Annotated in this window: 10 protein-coding genes; 6 read left to right on the top strand and 4 right to left on the bottom strand. The window is 64.5% G+C overall.

Translation table 11 applies throughout. The features are described 5' to 3' along the window. Nucleotides 1-225: 225 nt before the first annotated feature. Nucleotides 226-1,083 carry a helix-turn-helix transcriptional regulator gene (locus ACF8ML_RS02225; RefSeq protein ID WP_017404188.1) on the top strand — a complete coding sequence of 286 codons (858 nt, stop codon included), beginning with the start codon at nucleotides 226-228 and terminating at the stop codon, nucleotides 1,081-1,083. A gap of 19 nt (nucleotides 1,084-1,102) precedes the next feature. On the opposite strand, the gene ACF8ML_RS02220 is transcribed toward ACF8ML_RS02225, so the two are convergent. Then, nucleotides 1,103-1,651, bottom strand: a complete 549-nt coding sequence (locus ACF8ML_RS02220) for a DUF3455 domain-containing protein (RefSeq protein ID WP_016447834.1) — start codon at nucleotides 1,649-1,651, stop codon at nucleotides 1,103-1,105. Nucleotides 1,652-1,955: 304 nt separating this feature from the next. On the opposite strand from ACF8ML_RS02220, the gene ACF8ML_RS02215 reads away from it, so the two are divergent. From ACF8ML_RS02215 to ACF8ML_RS02195, 5 genes are all read left to right on the top strand, one after another. Continuing rightward, nucleotides 1,956-2,540, top strand: coding sequence for an RNA polymerase sigma factor (locus tag ACF8ML_RS02215; RefSeq protein WP_016447833.1), 585 nt, complete (start codon nucleotides 1,956-1,958; stop codon nucleotides 2,538-2,540). 37 nt (nucleotides 2,541-2,577) lie between these two features. Beyond that, nucleotides 2,578-3,405, top strand: a complete 828-nt coding sequence (locus ACF8ML_RS02210; RefSeq protein WP_016451141.1) for an anti-sigma factor domain-containing protein — start codon at nucleotides 2,578-2,580, stop codon at nucleotides 3,403-3,405. A gap of 232 nt (nucleotides 3,406-3,637) precedes the next feature. Further along, complete coding sequence (locus ACF8ML_RS02205; protein WP_017404187.1) at nucleotides 3,638-4,576, top strand: DMT family transporter; 939 nt, start codon at nucleotides 3,638-3,640, stop codon at nucleotides 4,574-4,576. A gap of 42 nt (nucleotides 4,577-4,618) precedes the next feature. After that, on the top strand, nucleotides 4,619-5,932 hold the full coding sequence (locus ACF8ML_RS02200) for a DNA polymerase IV (protein ID WP_016447830.1): 1,314 nt from the start codon (nucleotides 4,619-4,621) through the stop codon (nucleotides 5,930-5,932). A 191-nt stretch (nucleotides 5,933-6,123) separates the two neighbouring features. Further along, nucleotides 6,124-7,683, top strand: coding sequence for a methyl-accepting chemotaxis protein (locus ACF8ML_RS02195; RefSeq protein WP_160855491.1), 1,560 nt, complete (start codon nucleotides 6,124-6,126; stop codon nucleotides 7,681-7,683). A gap of 240 nt (nucleotides 7,684-7,923) precedes the next feature. Here the strand turns inward: ACF8ML_RS02195 and ACF8ML_RS02190 are convergent, their stop codons facing one another. The 3 genes from ACF8ML_RS02190 to ACF8ML_RS02180 all read right to left on the bottom strand — a co-directional run. Then, complete coding sequence (locus ACF8ML_RS02190) at nucleotides 7,924-8,865, bottom strand: hypothetical protein (RefSeq protein ID WP_392406170.1); 942 nt, start codon at nucleotides 8,863-8,865, stop codon at nucleotides 7,924-7,926. 202 nt (nucleotides 8,866-9,067) lie between these two features. Further along, on the bottom strand, nucleotides 9,068-9,613 hold the full coding sequence (locus tag ACF8ML_RS02185; protein WP_392406168.1) for a hypothetical protein: 546 nt from the start codon (nucleotides 9,611-9,613) through the stop codon (nucleotides 9,068-9,070). Continuing rightward, nucleotides 9,571-14,319, bottom strand: a 4,749-nt coding sequence (locus ACF8ML_RS02180; RefSeq protein WP_392406166.1) for an RHS repeat-associated core domain-containing protein, incomplete at its 5' end; no start/stop codon positions are given. The genes ACF8ML_RS02185 and ACF8ML_RS02180, both read right to left, overlap by 43 nt.

The following is a 14,319-nucleotide window of genomic DNA, read 5'->3' as shown; positions in this document are numbered from 1 at the left end:
GTGTGGGGAAGCTGCGCCAGGCCGGGATCAGGGAGAGTCGGTGCGAAATGCGGCGCCTGCGCAGGCGCCCGGACCCCGGCCATGGGCCAGGGATGGTAGGGAGGGCGAGGGCAGGCGGTGCATGGTGCGATGGCGGTGAATCACAGGGAACGGTTGCCAGTTTGCGGGCAGGGCGTTTGTCTGTCTTTATAGAATTTCTCATTTTCTCCATGGATCTGGACAAACATGCGCACTGCCGCCGACCTTCCCGCCGTGCCCTGTGGCCATGCCGGCCTGCCTGAGCTGCAGGCTGCCGCGCCCTTGCCCGTCACGGGCGTGGCCGGCGACTACCCGGCCGGGATGGAAGTGCAGGAGCACTCCCACGAATGCTGCCAACTGCTCTATGCCGTTCAGGGCGTGCTGGAGGTGCGTGCGCGCAGCGGGCGCTGGGTGGTGCCACCCACGCGCGGCGTCTGGCTGTGCTCGGGCGTGCCGCACAGCCTGCGCATGCGTGGTGCCGTGCAGGTGCGCAGCCTGTTCGTGGATGCCCAGGCGGCGCAGGGGCTGCCGGTGGCGGACTGCGTGATCGAGGTCTCGCCGCTATTGCGCGAGCTGATCAGCGAGGTCGCGCGCTGGCCGGCGGCGCCGCAGCGCGGACAGGATGAAACGAGGAACCGGCTGGTCGTCGAACTGCTGCTGCAGGAATTGCGCCAGCCGCCTGTCGTGCCATTTCACCTGCCCTGGCCGCAGGATGCGCGCATGGCGGCTGTCTGCCGCGCGCTGGCCGAAGGCGGCCAGGCCGTGGGCCAGGGCGGTGAACGGGCTGAAAACCTGGCCGCCACGGCCGCCGACTGGGCCGCACGGCTGGCCATGGGCGAGAAGACTTTCCACCGCCATTTCCTGCAGGCCACCGGCCTGAGTTTCGGCCGCTGGCGGCAGCGCGCGCGGCTGCTGTCGTCCATGCAGGCCCTGCTGGCCGGCCGGCCCATCGTGCAGGTGGCGCTGGAGGCCGGCTATGAAAGCCACAGCGCCTATTCGCTGGCCTTCAGGCGCCAGTTCGGCATGCCGCCCTCGGCCTTCGGGGCAGGGGGCGGGCAGCCGTAGCGGCACCGGTGGCGGCGGATCAGGAAGCCTTCCAGATGATGTAGTCGGCCTGGTACTGCACCACCTGCTTTTGGCCCAGCGTGGAGCTGTTGCAGGCCATGGCCGGCGCCACGCCGCCGCGCGTGGCCACGCGCTGGATATAGGTCACGCCCTGCATGGCGCCCATGCCGGTGGCAGGTTCGGCCTTGACCAGTTGCAGGGGGATGTTGCCTGCGCTGGACGGCGCCACCGCGACCTGGGTGGCCGTGACCTTGGAGCCGTCCTGGTGCGCCCAGGTGGCGGGCGGGCCGAAGTAGCGGCCGATGACGCGGCCCTGGCGGTCCGTCAGGCGGGCATCGGGGCCGACGAAGGCCCACTCCTGCTCCATCGCCTGGTCCTTCTTGGCGCGGCACTCGTAGGTGATCTGACCGATGCCGACGGTTTCCATGGCGACCTTGTGGCCTGCGGGCACCTGCACGGCGGCCGGCAGGCCGGACTGGGAATAGCTCTTGCTCATGTCCATGGAGGAGCAGGCGCCAAGCGTCAGTGCAGCCATGGTGGCCAGGCCGAGGGGGAGGATGTAGCTCATGAGGTTCTCCAGGTCGAGGGGTTGAGGGATGTCGCCTTGGACCGCTGTCCGGGGCGCGACACACGGAATACGCAGCATGGGTGAGGTTGGATTCACCTGGGTGCAAAAAAAATTTATCCGCATCCGGTTCGCAATGTGCTGCGTATTGCCCAGTGAGAGCCGGCGCAGGCCGGCAGACCGGTACCAGACCCCCTGCAGGCCACCGATATGACCCCTGCAGCCGATTGAAGGACACGACAAGCCCCCCGGGGCGGCGACGCAACAGTGCGGGCCACGGGGCCGCCCGCTCGCCCACAATGCGTGCATGGGCACTACACCAACCGACCAAGAGCTGATGGACCTTCTGGACCGCATCGCAGCGCAGGACGAGCCCGCGCTCCGCAGCCTGTACGAGGCCACCTCGTCCCGGCTGTACGGGCTTGCGCTGCGCATCCTGCGGCACAAGGACTGGGCCGAAGACGTGCTGCAGGACAGCTACCTGCACATCTGGCGCAGCGCCTCGGGCTACCGGGGCTCGCTGAGCCCGCCGCTGGCCTGGATGGGCCTGGTGGTGCGCAGCAGGGCGCTGGACTTCCTGCGCCGGCGCCGCGCCGAACGCCTGCACCTGAACGAGGAGTTCGATGAGGCGCAACTGGCAGCCCATGGCGGCGGTAGCGATGAAAGCCAGGGCCCGCTGCAACTGGCCGAGGCCAGCGAGCAGGCGGTGGCGCTGTACCAGTGCCTGGAGCGGCTGGAAGGCCGCCAGCGCGAGGTGGTCAGCCTGGCCTACCTGCGTGACCTCAGCCACGGCGAACTGGCCGGCCAGCTGCAGTTGCCGCTGGGCACGGTCAAAACCTGGATCCGGCGCGGCCTGGAGCAGTTGCGCCGCTGCCTCTCGCGCCATGCGTGATGCAGATGACATGCTCTGAGCGGCCCAAGGATTTGCCATGAATATTTCCCGACACCCCGAACTGCTGGACCGGCTGGCCGCCGCATACGCCCTGGGCACGCTGCGCGGTGCGGCACGCCGCCGCTTCGAGCAACTGGCCCGTGACCAGGCCCCGGTGCGCGCCGCCGCCCTGCTGTGGCAGGGCCGCTGGTCGGCCCTGTCCGAAATGCAGGCTCCCGTGCGCCCCGACGATGCGGTCTGGGTCCGCATCGACAACCTGCTGCAGGCCGAAAAAGCCCGCGCCGCCCAGCCGCACCGGCGGCGCGCCGTTGATGGGCAAGGCCTGGACGAACGCGCGAAATCCGGCGTGGGCCGTGCCCTGGCCTGGTGGCGCGGCGCGGCCCTGCTGGGCGCCTGCGCCACCGTGGCGGCCGTGGCCGTGGGGCTGTGGTCGCACCAGGACCTGCGCCAAAGCGGTGAGCGCCAGCTGGCCGTGCTGCGCAACCAGCTGCAGGCCGCCCAGGTCGCGCTGCAGGCAACGCCCCAGATCCAGTACGTGGCCGTGCTGGCCGACGACAAGGCCGATGCCTCCATGCTCGTGACCTTCGACCCCGGCAAGAACAGCCTGGTGCTGCAGCGCGTGGGCGACTTCCACGAGGCCGCAGACAAATCGCTGCAGCTGTGGGCCCTGCCGCCCCAGGGCGGCCCGCAATCGCTGGGCGTGCTGGGACGCGACAAGCTCGTGAAGCTGACGGCAGCGGCCGCCGAAGTCCAGGGCGTGCCTGCCTTGGCCATCAGCCTGGAGCCCAAGGGCGGCGTGCCCAGCCAGACCGGGCCCACGGGACCGGTGCTGTTCAAGGGCGCGCTGATCCGGCGCGACCTGTAGCGCGCCGCGCAGGCCCGCTCGCCATTGGCGACGGCCGTGCTGCTGCACAACGCAGCCTGCTTGCCCTGGCCAGAGCAGGGCGCGCGTGCAGCGTTGGCTGGCCGGCCTCTGTTTCGCTGCCGGGCGCGGCAGCCTTCTCCAAGTGCGTGCGCCTGGTGCCCGACCGGCGGCTATGCTGGCCGGCACTCAGTCGCCCGCGCCATGCCGGCGGTGCCTTCCCTTTTTTGCCGACATGCTTTCTTCCCTCCAAGACCTGACCTGGCTGTGGGTGCCCGTGGTGCTGTTCGCCGCAGCCGCCCAGACTGTGCGCAATACGGCCCAGCGCTCGCTGACCTCCGAACTCGGCACCCTGCCGGCCACCCTGGTGCGCTTTCTCTACGGCCTGCCGTTTGCCGGCATCTACCTGCTGGCGCTGTACCTGGGAGGGGACGGGGCCTGGGCGCTGCCCCGGTTCTCCTGGGCCTACCTGGGCTGGATCGCGCTGGGCGCCTTCTTCCAGGTAGCGGCCACGGCGGCCTTGCTGCTGGCCATGAAGGAGCGCAACTTCGCCGTGGCCGTCACCCTGTCCAAGACCGAGGTGCTGCAGGTCGCCCTGTTCGCAGGCCTCTTCCTGCACGAGCTGCCCACGGCCGTGGCCCTGCTGGCCATGGCGCTGGCCACCTTGGGCGTGCTCATCCTGTCGCTGCCGCCGCGCGGCCAGATGCTGTCGCTGTCGGCCTGGGCCAGCCGCTCGGCGCTCTACGGCCTGGCCTGCGGTGCCTGCTTTGCCATCGCCACCGTGGGCTACCGGGGCGGCGCCGTGGAACTGGCGCGCCTGGGCGAGATATCTCCCTGGCTGTCGGGCGCCTGGGGCGTGCTGATTGCCCAGCTCATGCAGACCCTGGGCCTGGGCGCTTGGATTGCGCGCACCCACGCGCAGGGCCTGCGCCCCATCTTCCGCGCCTGGCGCGTGTCGCTGCTGGCCGGCGGCATGGGCGCGGCCGCCTCGCTGGCCTGGTTCACCGCCTACGCCCTGCAAGGCGCCGCGCCCGTGCGCACGCTGGGCATGGTCGAGGTGGTGTTCAGCTACATCGTCTCGCGCCGCGTGCTCAGCGAAAGCCTGAGCCGCCAGGAGAAGATCGGCATGGCTCTGATGGTGCTGGGACTGGTCCTCATCTGCCTGCAGGGATGAATGGTCCAGGGCCTGTGGGAACAAGCCCTGCAGGCTGTATGAATGCACAGTTGCCGCAATAATGGCGGCGTGCCTGAAACGACACCCACGACACCCGCAAGCCCTGCCGATGCTGCGCCTGCGCGCCGCATCGCCCACCTGGACATGGACGCCTTCTATGCCTCGGTGGAGCTGCTGCGCTATCCGCAGCTCAAGGGACTGCCCGTGGTCATCGGCGGCGGGCGCCGCGCGCATGACGAGGCGCTGGATGCGCGCTACGCCGGGCGGCTGCACGAGATTCCGGTGGACGAGTTCTCGCGCCTCAAGGACTACGTCGGCCGGGGCGTGATCACCACGGCCACCTACCCGGCGCGCCAGTTCGGCGTGGGGTCGGCCATGGGCATGATGAAGGCCGCGCGCCTGTGCCCCCAGGCCATCATGCTGCCCGTGGACTTTGCCGAGGTGCGGCGCTTCTCGCGCATGTTCAAGGAGATCATCGTCTCCATCGCCCCGCTGATGGAGGACCGCGGCGTGGACGAGGTCTACATCGACTTCACCGACGTGCCTGGCGGCCAGCGCGAAGGCGGGCGCGTGCTGGCCCGGCTGATCCAGAAAACCATCACCGACGCCACGGGCCTGACCTGCTCCATCGGCGTGGCCCCCAACAAGCTGCTGGCCAAGATGGCCAGCGAATTCAACAAGCCCAACGGCATCTCCATCGTCCAGCCCGAGGACCTGCAGACCGTCATCTGGCCGCTGGCCTGCCGCAAGATCAATGGCATAGGCCCCAAGGCCGACGCCAAGCTGCAGGCGCTGGGCATACGGACCATCGGCGAGCTGGCCGCGCAAAGCCTGCCCCAGCTCGTGCAATGGTTTGGCCGCGCCTACGGCAACTGGCTGCATGGTGCCTCCTGGGGCCGTGACGACCGGCCCGTGGTCACGCACAGCGAGCCCGTCTCCATGAGCCGCGAGACCACCTTCGAGCGCGACCTGCATGCCGTGCGCGACCGGGCCGAACTGAGCGCCATCTTCACCGACCTGTGCGAACGCCTGGCCCAGGACCTGCAGCGCAAGGGCTACATGGGCCGCACCGTGGGCATCAAGCTGCGCTACGACGACTTCAAGACCGCCACGCGCGACCACACGCTGGAGCTGCCCATGGCCGATGCCGCCACCCTGCGCCGCGCCGCAGGCCAATGCCTCAAGCGCGTGCCCCTGGCCAAGCGGCTGCGCCTGCTGGGCGTGCGCGTGGGCAACCTCGTTCGCACGGCCGACTGGAACGCCACCGCCCACGACCCGCTGGCGCGCGAGCAACTGCTCAGGGGACCGGCCCAGCCCGCGCCGGACAGCGATCCCTTTACACCTCAACTGTTCTGAATCATCACCACAAATCTGGCGCACACGCTGTAAAACCATGCACCAGTTCCGAGCATGGGACTGGGGTTGCCGTGCTGTGAGATGATTTGGAAATGTGAATTTGTGTTTCCGTTTGATGGATTCCGGTGGCTTCAGAGCGCTTCGCCTTGCCATTTCACAAGAACAAGAGACATCCCAAAGGAGTGGTACCCATGCGCGTGAATTTGCCCGTCAGCCAGCTCAACTACGACTTTCCGGGCGATGAGCTGCTGGTATCCGTCACCAACACCAAGGGCGAGATCACCCATTGCAACCCTGCCTTCGTGCGGGTCAGCGGCTATACCTACGAGGAACTGATCGACCAGCCGCACAACCTCATCCGCCACCCGGACATGCCGGCCGCCGCCTTCAAGGACATGTGGCGCACCATCGCCCACGGCTACCCGTGGACTGCCCTGGTCAAGAACCGGCGCAAGAATGGCGACCACTATTGGGTGCGCGCCAACGTCACGCCCATCATGGAAGGCGGCCGGCCGCGCGGCTACCTGTCCGTGCGCACCAAGCCCCAGGCGGCTGAGATCGAAGCCGCCGAAGCCCTCTATGCCCGCATGCGCGCCGAAGCCGATGCCGGCCAGGAAACCCTGCGACTGCGCGGCGGTGAACTGCGCCGCCTGGGCCTGGCAGGCCTGTGGGACCGCCGCAGCGACCTGGGCCTGACAGCCCGCATGGCGCTGATGCTGGGCGGCGTGGGCCTGGCGGCCATGCTGCCCGACCTGCTGGGCTGGCAGGGCGCCGCAGCCTGGGGCACGCGCCTGGCCGCCTTGCTGGCGGGCGGCAGCTTTGTGCTGTGGCGCTTCCAGCAGCGCTGCGTGGCGGGCCTGGAGCAGGCCAGCGGCTTTGCCGCCGACATTGCCAGCTGCCAGCTGGGCACGGACATGCAGCACGACTACAGCGGCCCCATGGGTGCCCTGATGCAGCGGCTGCAGCAGATCCAGATCAACCTGCGCGCCGTGGTCGGCGACGTGCGCACCGAAATGCGCGGCTTTGCCACGACGGCCCACGAGATCGCCCAGGGCAGCTTCGACCTCGCGCAGCGCACAGAATCCCAGGCCACCAGCCTGCAGCAGACGGCAGCCTCGATGGAAGAGATATCGGGCACCGTGGCGCAGACCGCCGACACGGCCCAGCTCATGGCCCATGAAAGCGACCAGAGCCGCCAGGTCGCCGGCAAGAGCGGCGCCGCCATCCAGGAAGTGGGCGCTGCCATGGAGCACATCCGCGGCTCCTCGCGCCGCATGGGCGAGATCATCGGCGTGATCGAAAGCATTGCCTTCCAGACCAACCTGCTGGCCCTGAATGCCGCCGTCGAAGCGGCACGCGCAGGCGAGCAGGGCCGCGGCTTTGCCGTCGTGGCCGGCGAAGTGCGGGCCCTCGCCCAGCGCAGCGCCTCGGCCGCCAAGGAAATCAGCGGCCTCATCAACCGCACCGTGGACGGCATCAACGATGGCAACGCCCGCATGGACGCCGCAGGCCGCACCATCGACGGCATGGTCGACGCCGTGGGCCGCGTCAGCGACCTGGTCCACCAGATCAGCATCGCCACGCGCGAACAATCCGTAGGCATCGCCCAGGTCAACGACGCCGTGGCCCAGCTCGACTCCGTCACCCAGCAAAACGCCGCCCTGGTCGAACAATCGGCCGGCGCGGCGGGCTCGCTGCGCGCCAGCGCCCAGTCGCTGGAGCGGTCGCTGGAGGTGTTTACGTTGCGGTGAGGGGAAGGGCCGGTTGGAGGGGGTCTGCTTGGGGCAGGCCACAGTCAGGCCATGGGCTGTGACTGCCTTGAAATGCCGGGACAGTTCAGAAATCCCGGCTTTCGATAAAACAGAATTCGGTGCTGTTCGCGCCTGAGTCGGTTTTGAGGCGAGAGTCCGCGCTGACGATATGCAGCTCGTTGCCATAAGCATGCACGTAGTTGAAATCATTGCCGGATGCCACTACACCTGATTCTGTATCTATGCTTGTATGGACTGATTGGTCTTGCTGACTGATGCGGTGAATAGGAGCTTCCTATCATTTACGCCAACCCAGGCAATGTCTTTGCCCACCTCTACCATCTTCCCAAAAATGGAAGCGATGTTCTGGCGTTGATGAAGCTTGGTTCTCCATAGAAATCCAAAATTCTCCGAACGTTTTTCTACATAGAGCTGCTCGCCGATCCAGTAGCTGATGGCCAGGCCTCCATCTTTGAGTGCAATGCCTGTGGTTGCAGTTGAATTCAAAGGGATTTCAATCAACAGATTTCCTGTGGCACCATAGACTCTCAGTGCCGATCCGATAGATTGCTGAGAGATTTTTTCTACGTAATAGTTGATGATTCCGATGATGCGCCCCTGGCTTTCGAACAGCGCCGTTATCTCCCCTTGGCGATTGCCTTGTATTTTTAGTGGCTTGCTTTTCTGTAGGTCATGGCTGAGATGTTGTAGGAATGGCATATCTTTTTCTGTTATTCCTCCTATGAAATAGCCCTTGGCACTTGCGGCGATGCTGCGGACAAGTGTCATTTCGCTCAATGGTCTGGTGCGCGATACCATTGACAAGTCTTTCTTCAATTGCAGAATTGTCGAATCGCCTTTGCGGCCCATGTGAACTAGTAATGGACGGTATTGGGTGGTTTGTGCAAATGACGGGAGAATATAGAGGCTGATCGGTGAATTTATTATCTCGGTGGATTTTTCTGAGCCACATCTCATTTCCTGGGTATATAGAGATGGGGTGTTTTCAGATGAGTGTGTTTTTAATATTGACTTGACTAGATGCGAGGTGCCATTTCGTGAGATTAATTGTACATACGGAGGATGGGCTGGCTTTGTATTTGTAGTGGATAAATTTAACTTTGCGTACGCTTGAGTGATGCTGGTCGCAAAATATATGATCAATAATTGGAATATTTTCATGAAATATTCCGAATGGTTTGATGAATGATTGTCTGGCGTACGACATGTTGTGGAATGTGTTCTGGATTGTTCATGCATAGGCATAAAGTACAACATGAAAGAACACAGGCCTACGGGGTTTGCATCCATATCGTCATGGATGGGCTGGAGCTTATTTTCCTGCATATACCCCTTATTTAATGTCCTGAGTAATTGCTTCTGTCTAGCGCCACTTATAAGGTTCAGCGGTGACTTCCACTTTGTCATCTCGAAATATGACAATCATCTTCAATTGGGTATTTTGGCGGTCTGCTCGGATTTTTGAAATAAGCTCTGGAGTCAGTATGGGAGTCAGGTCCACACGCTGTACGTAATGGGGGTTGGTGGCCCAGAGTTTCTCATAAATTTCATCGCTTTTGCTCGAGTACTTTATTTCTTGCGGAGTGTTTTTTGACCAATCGAGAAATTCATTGCTATAAATAAACCACTCTATTTCTACAGATCTTGGTATTCCTCCTTGTGTATCTCCTGGCATAAAACTCATATGTGATCCTCCTCCTCCTGGGCCAAGTGGACCAGGAAATGGTCCTCGTCGTCCGTCAAAATCAAAACGCTTTGCTAATAATGAGCTTATTCCTTTGTTGTAAAAAGACAATGACAAGCCAATGCCTTGCTTTCTATTTGCGCAACTGGCTAATGGTAATAAAAATGATGAGGAAAAATAAACTATCGCAGTGCGACGGTTAGTCCATAATTTTCTTGTAGCCATTTTGCATATTCCCTTATATCTATATCTCCAGTAATAGCTGATACACCATCCCTATCAAATCCCGGCCTGTCTCTATATTTGATGAATTTTTGGCTCTCGGCGTGCGTCAGTCCTTCTATCTCTGCAACACGTCGATAGATACAATCACCTTTCTTTTCATTGTTCTTTTTTAAACAAAAAAGGCTGTCTTCTGGAATTCCGCCGGGAGGTGTAGTGCTTTTGTCGTGAAGAACGGGCTCGGTTACTGTGCCCCATTTTTTGTCACCAGCCTCCTCCCAGCTTCTCATTGCTAAACCACTCTCCTTTGCCTTCTCTGTAATCCAGTTCAGCGCCACATTGGACAAGTCGCCCGTCCCAAAGCTGCCGCCAATATCGGAATGGCTTCCAATAAAGCCTAACTGGATGCCTCGATCAATAGCTTCACCAGGGAATATTGAGCGATGCTCATTCAGCGCCACGGCCTGGAATACATGTTGAATTTCAGCAGGAATAGCGAGTTGCCATTCGTCATTGCTGGCTCCAAGGGCACCAAACTGTGCTACGGTATCCCACAGCCCCAGGAAACGCATTTCCACACAGTCGGATTTTTCCTTCCATCGACGCTCCTTGGTGCGAGTGATCACCCGGTTTGCAAAGTCCCTGGCCATGGCGGCACCACGGCTGAAACCTACAATATCTATACTTACTCTCTTTCCGTCCGCAAACTGATGAGACTCCATGTACTTATCCAGCTGTCCCAGCATGTAGTCCACACGTTCGCGGGCTGTGACACCCCTGGAATAGTCTCCCATTCGTGTGCGGATACCTTTTTCCAAGTCATCACGGCCCACACCATTGATATGCAGGCGCGGTCCATTCGCTGTCTCGTCATACGCTAGAAAAAACTTGTAGACATTGGATAACGTGTCATTTCCGGGTGGTGGATTGGAATTACCTGTTCCATCAAACGCAAACAGAATTAACCCCTCCGGATCCACATACCGCAGCGGATTGCCCCGCACATAGCTGTAGGGATTGGGTCCATCCGGCATGCCCAACGGATCGGGTGTGAGGTATTGGCCCCGGTCCGGGTCGTAGTAGCGGTGCAGGTTGTAGTGCAGCCCGGTTTCGGCATCGTGGTACTGGCCCGGCAGGCGCAGCGGCATTTCAAAGCCCGGGGCTGAAGGTTGGGACATCACCTGCTGCCGGCCAAACGCCGTGTAGCGGGCGCGCCAGATCAACTGGCCCTGCGTGTCGGTGGCCGCTTCCACGGCGCCCAGGTGGTTGGTGTGCAGCCAGGCCAGGCGTTCGCCGCCGCCCACCCAGCGGCCCGCGATGGTGCCCAGGTCCTGCACGATGCGCCCCAGCGTGCCGGCGCCATCCGCAGGCTTGCGGCCTTGGGGCGTGTCGATGACGGCCAGGGGCCACTGGCCCAGGTGGATGTACTGGCGCGTGATGCGGCCCTGGGCATCGAGTTCGGCGCTGAGTTGGCCGGATTCGTAGAGGTACGCCCGGCTGCCTCCTTGGGCCTTGCCGGTGTGTTTGGCAATGCGCTCGCCCCGGTGGTTGTAGCGGTAGCGGGCCAGCGGGGCGCCCTGTTCGCTGACCTGTTCCAGCCGTCCCAATGCGTCCCAGCGGTAGCTGCGCGGGCCTGCCTGCAGGGGCTGGCCGTTGGCGTTGTACTGGGTGCGCTGGGTGGTTGTGTCTTTCTGGTCCGCTGCACGCTCGGCACTCCAGCGGTGGCTGCCTGGCAGGTAGGCGATGGCCCGCGTGCCCGCCTGCAGATCGCCGGAGGCCACGTTCTGCTGGTCCAGGGTGCGCCTGCCGGCCTCGTCATAGTGGTAGCGGCTGGAGCGCAGTTCCTGGCCAGTGCGCTGGACCTGGACGATCAGGCGGTCGTGCATGTCGTAGGCATGGCTGTCCTGGTGCAAAGTCTGCGGGGCTTGGCTGTAGTGGTCCTGGCGCAGCAGCAGGTTGCCTTGGCTGTCCCACAGGTAGCGCATGTCCAGCAGGGCTTGGGGCTCGGTGGGCTGGCCCAGGGCTCCGGGCTGGTCGGGCGCCGGTTCGGCTGTCGTTTGCGCGGCAGTTGCTGCAGTGGCCTGTGCCTTGGCTTGCATGGGCTCGGCCGCATGGGCCGGGGTCAGGCCTAGCAGTTGCTCTGCAATGTCCGCGGGCCGGGCGCCCAGCATCCAGTCATGGGATGTGCCAGAGGCAGTGCGTGTGTTGTTCTTGCCGGTCTGGCGGTAGACGATGCGCGCAAGCAGACCTTCGCGGCTGCGCTGATAGCGGGCCTCGATGCCGTTGCCTGCCTGCCAGCTGCGCAGTCCCACCAGGTCGCGCTCGAATCCGGTGGCAATGGTTTGCGCCGGGCTGAGCCAGCGCAGCCAGGGAGTGCGCACGCGCTGCCGCTGCAGGCCGGTGATCTGGCCATGGCCGTCGCGCAGGTAGTGCAGCCAGCTGCCGTCGGGAAGGCTGGCGGCGGAGAGTCTGCCGTGGCTGTCGTATTCGTAGTGGAGGGTGTGGTGCTGGCTGCTCTCCCCGCTTTCACCGTTTGCACCGCTTTCTTCATGGCGGGTGATGCGCTTGCGCACGCGCAGGCCCCTGTCGTTGTATTCGTAGGCCTCGCTTTGCTCGGGATGCTCCAGCGCCACCAGCCTGGGGCCCTGGTAGCGCCAGCGGGTGGTGGTGGTGCTTGGCCGCGCGCCATCTTGCGGCAGTTGCGTGATGGTCTGGCGCAGGATGCGGCCGCGCAGGTCGTATTCGTAGCGCGCCTGCTGGCCCAGGGCGTCGCGGCCCGAGACCAACCGGTCGGTGGCGTCGTAGCCGCGAATGCTCAGGCCGCTGTCGGGGCTGAGGGTGGCGACGCTGCGGCCGAAGTCGTCGTAGAACTGGCGTGCCTGCGGTGCAGGTTCAGTGCCGGCCTCGTCTGCGGCGGATGGCGGCTGCTCTGGCGCGCCGGGCTGGTAGGTCTGCACCTGGGCCATGAGGCGGCTGCCGTCATCGGCGCGGCCACCGTAGCGACCGGACTGCAGCAGGCGGCTTTCCGTGTCGTAGCGGTGCTGTGTGAAGCTGCCTCGGACATCGGCGCTCCACAGCAGGCGGCCCAGGGCGTCATGGTGCTGGCGGCTCTGGGCCGCATAGGCGGCATTGCTCGTCTTGTCCCCGTTGCCGGGCCAGCCGCCGGTGCCGGTTTCCGTGAGGTGGCCCAGCGCGTCATAGCGCCAGCTTTGCTCTTGCAGCACGCTGGCGTCGGGGGCCAGGCTGCGCATGGCCACCAGTCGGGCCTGGGCGTCGTGGCGCAGTTCGGTGCGCCAGCCCGTTTCATCCTCCTTGGCCGAGGGATCCCGGCTGTGCATCTGGATGATGCGCCCGGCCTGGTCATGCTCCAGCGCAACGGCGGTGCCATCGGGCTGCAGCACGCGCGTGACGTGGCTGCCGCTGCGGTCCCAGCGCAGCCGCGTGAGGTCGTTCTGCGCCGGGCTTCCGTCGTCATAGCCTGCCAGCGAGGTGGGCAGCGGCCCGTCGATGTCCACCAGCACGCTGCGGCCGTTGATCTCGGTGTAGCGGTAGCGCGTGCTGCGTTCGATGGGCGTGGCGCCGTCCGCATTGCCTGCGGGCTGGCCCTGGGCATCCAATGGGCTGAAGCCCGTCTCGGTGATCTGCAGCGGCTGGCGGCTGCTGTTGTAGCGGATGCGGATCTGGTGTTCGCGCCCGGGCACGACGCTGGGCCGGGCGATGAGTTCGGGCGCGTATTGCTTCCAGGGGTCCTTGCCGTAGCCGTAGCGCACCTGCAGTTGCGGGGCCCGGGCTTGGCCTTGTGTGTAGGCGATGCGGTATACGGCCAGCGGGCGGCCGAAGGGGTCCAGCTCGGTGCGCGTGCCTTCCAGCGGGCGGCCTGCGGGATCGAGCCGCGTGGCTTCGGTCAGGCGCCCTTGCGCGTCGTACCGGTAGCGCATGTCGCCGGGGCCGCAGCTGGCGCAGCCCGGGCCGCGCACTTCAAGCAATCGCCATTGCCCGCCGATGGTGTCGTAGTGGTAGGTGGTTGTTTGCCCGAGGCTGTTGGTGAGGGTGTTCTTCCAGGGCTGGCTGAGGTCCAGGGTGACTTTTTCCTGGTGGCTGTCCGGCGGGCCGCGCACGCTCAAGATGGCGCGGCCGGTGTCGCCGTAGGCGTAGCTGGCGATGCGCTCGTCCATGGGCTTGCCGTCGCTGCCCTGGCCCTGGACGCTGATGCCGGTGAGCAAGGTGGGGTGGCGCGGGTTCTCATAGTGGTAGTGGCGCTGGACCGGGGCTTGGCCATCGGCCGATGGGAGGCTGACCTGCACGAGGCTGGCGTTCAGCTTGGCCTGGGGCTGGGTGCTGCCGGGCAACGGTGCGCTGCCGTGGCGGTAGTCGATGCGGCCCAGCGGGGTGTCGATGGCCTGCACGCCGGTGAAGCTGCCCTCGCCCGAAGCTTGGGCGTAGTGCAGGCGCAGGCTGCGGCCCTGCGGGTCGGTGACCTTGAGCAGGCGGTTGCCCTTGGCGTTGTAGTCCAGGCGGACCTGTTCGCCCGAGGGCAGGCTGATGCGGGTCAGGCGCCCCCGGTGGTTGAAGCGCAGCTCGCGCCCGTCCATCCATTGCCAGGTGTAGTGCCGTTCCTGGCCGGGCTTGGTTTCCTTGGTGCCCTTTGTATCCGGGCCTTCGATGCGCACGATGCCGTTGCCCGGCTGCTCGCTGGCGCACAGGCTGGG

Source organism: Delftia sp. WSY_10, from assembly GCF_043104705.1.
GTDB lineage: Bacteria > Pseudomonadota > Gammaproteobacteria > Burkholderiales > Burkholderiaceae_C > Comamonas > Comamonas tsuruhatensis.
Note: the sequence above shows the minus strand (reverse complement) of the source record. Positions and strands in the feature narration are given on the sequence as shown.

Excerpts from the sequence above, each read along its gene's own strand:
- ACF8ML_RS02215 (WP_016447833.1), top strand. The coding sequence starts at position 1,956 with ATGGGCACTACACCAACCGACCAAGAGCTGATGGACCTTCTGGACCGC.
- ACF8ML_RS02205 (WP_017404187.1), top strand. The coding sequence starts at position 3,638 with ATGCTTTCTTCCCTCCAAGACCTGACCTGGCTGTGGGTGCCCGTGGTG.
- ACF8ML_RS02210 (WP_016451141.1), top strand. The coding sequence starts at position 2,578 with ATGAATATTTCCCGACACCCCGAACTGCTGGACCGGCTGGCCGCCGCA.
- ACF8ML_RS02225 (WP_017404188.1), top strand. The coding sequence starts at position 226 with ATGCGCACTGCCGCCGACCTTCCCGCCGTGCCCTGTGGCCATGCCGGC.
- ACF8ML_RS02200 (WP_016447830.1), top strand. The coding sequence starts at position 4,619 with ATGCACAGTTGCCGCAATAATGGCGGCGTGCCTGAAACGACACCCACG.
- ACF8ML_RS02185 (WP_392406168.1), bottom strand. The coding sequence starts at position 9,613 with ATGGCTACAAGAAAATTATGGACTAACCGTCGCACTGCGATAGTTTAT.
- ACF8ML_RS02195 (WP_160855491.1), top strand. The coding sequence starts at position 6,124 with ATGCGCGTGAATTTGCCCGTCAGCCAGCTCAACTACGACTTTCCGGGC.
- ACF8ML_RS02190 (WP_392406170.1), bottom strand. The coding sequence starts at position 8,865 with ATGAAAATATTCCAATTATTGATCATATATTTTGCGACCAGCATCACT.
- ACF8ML_RS02220 (WP_016447834.1), bottom strand. The coding sequence starts at position 1,651 with ATGAGCTACATCCTCCCCCTCGGCCTGGCCACCATGGCTGCACTGACG.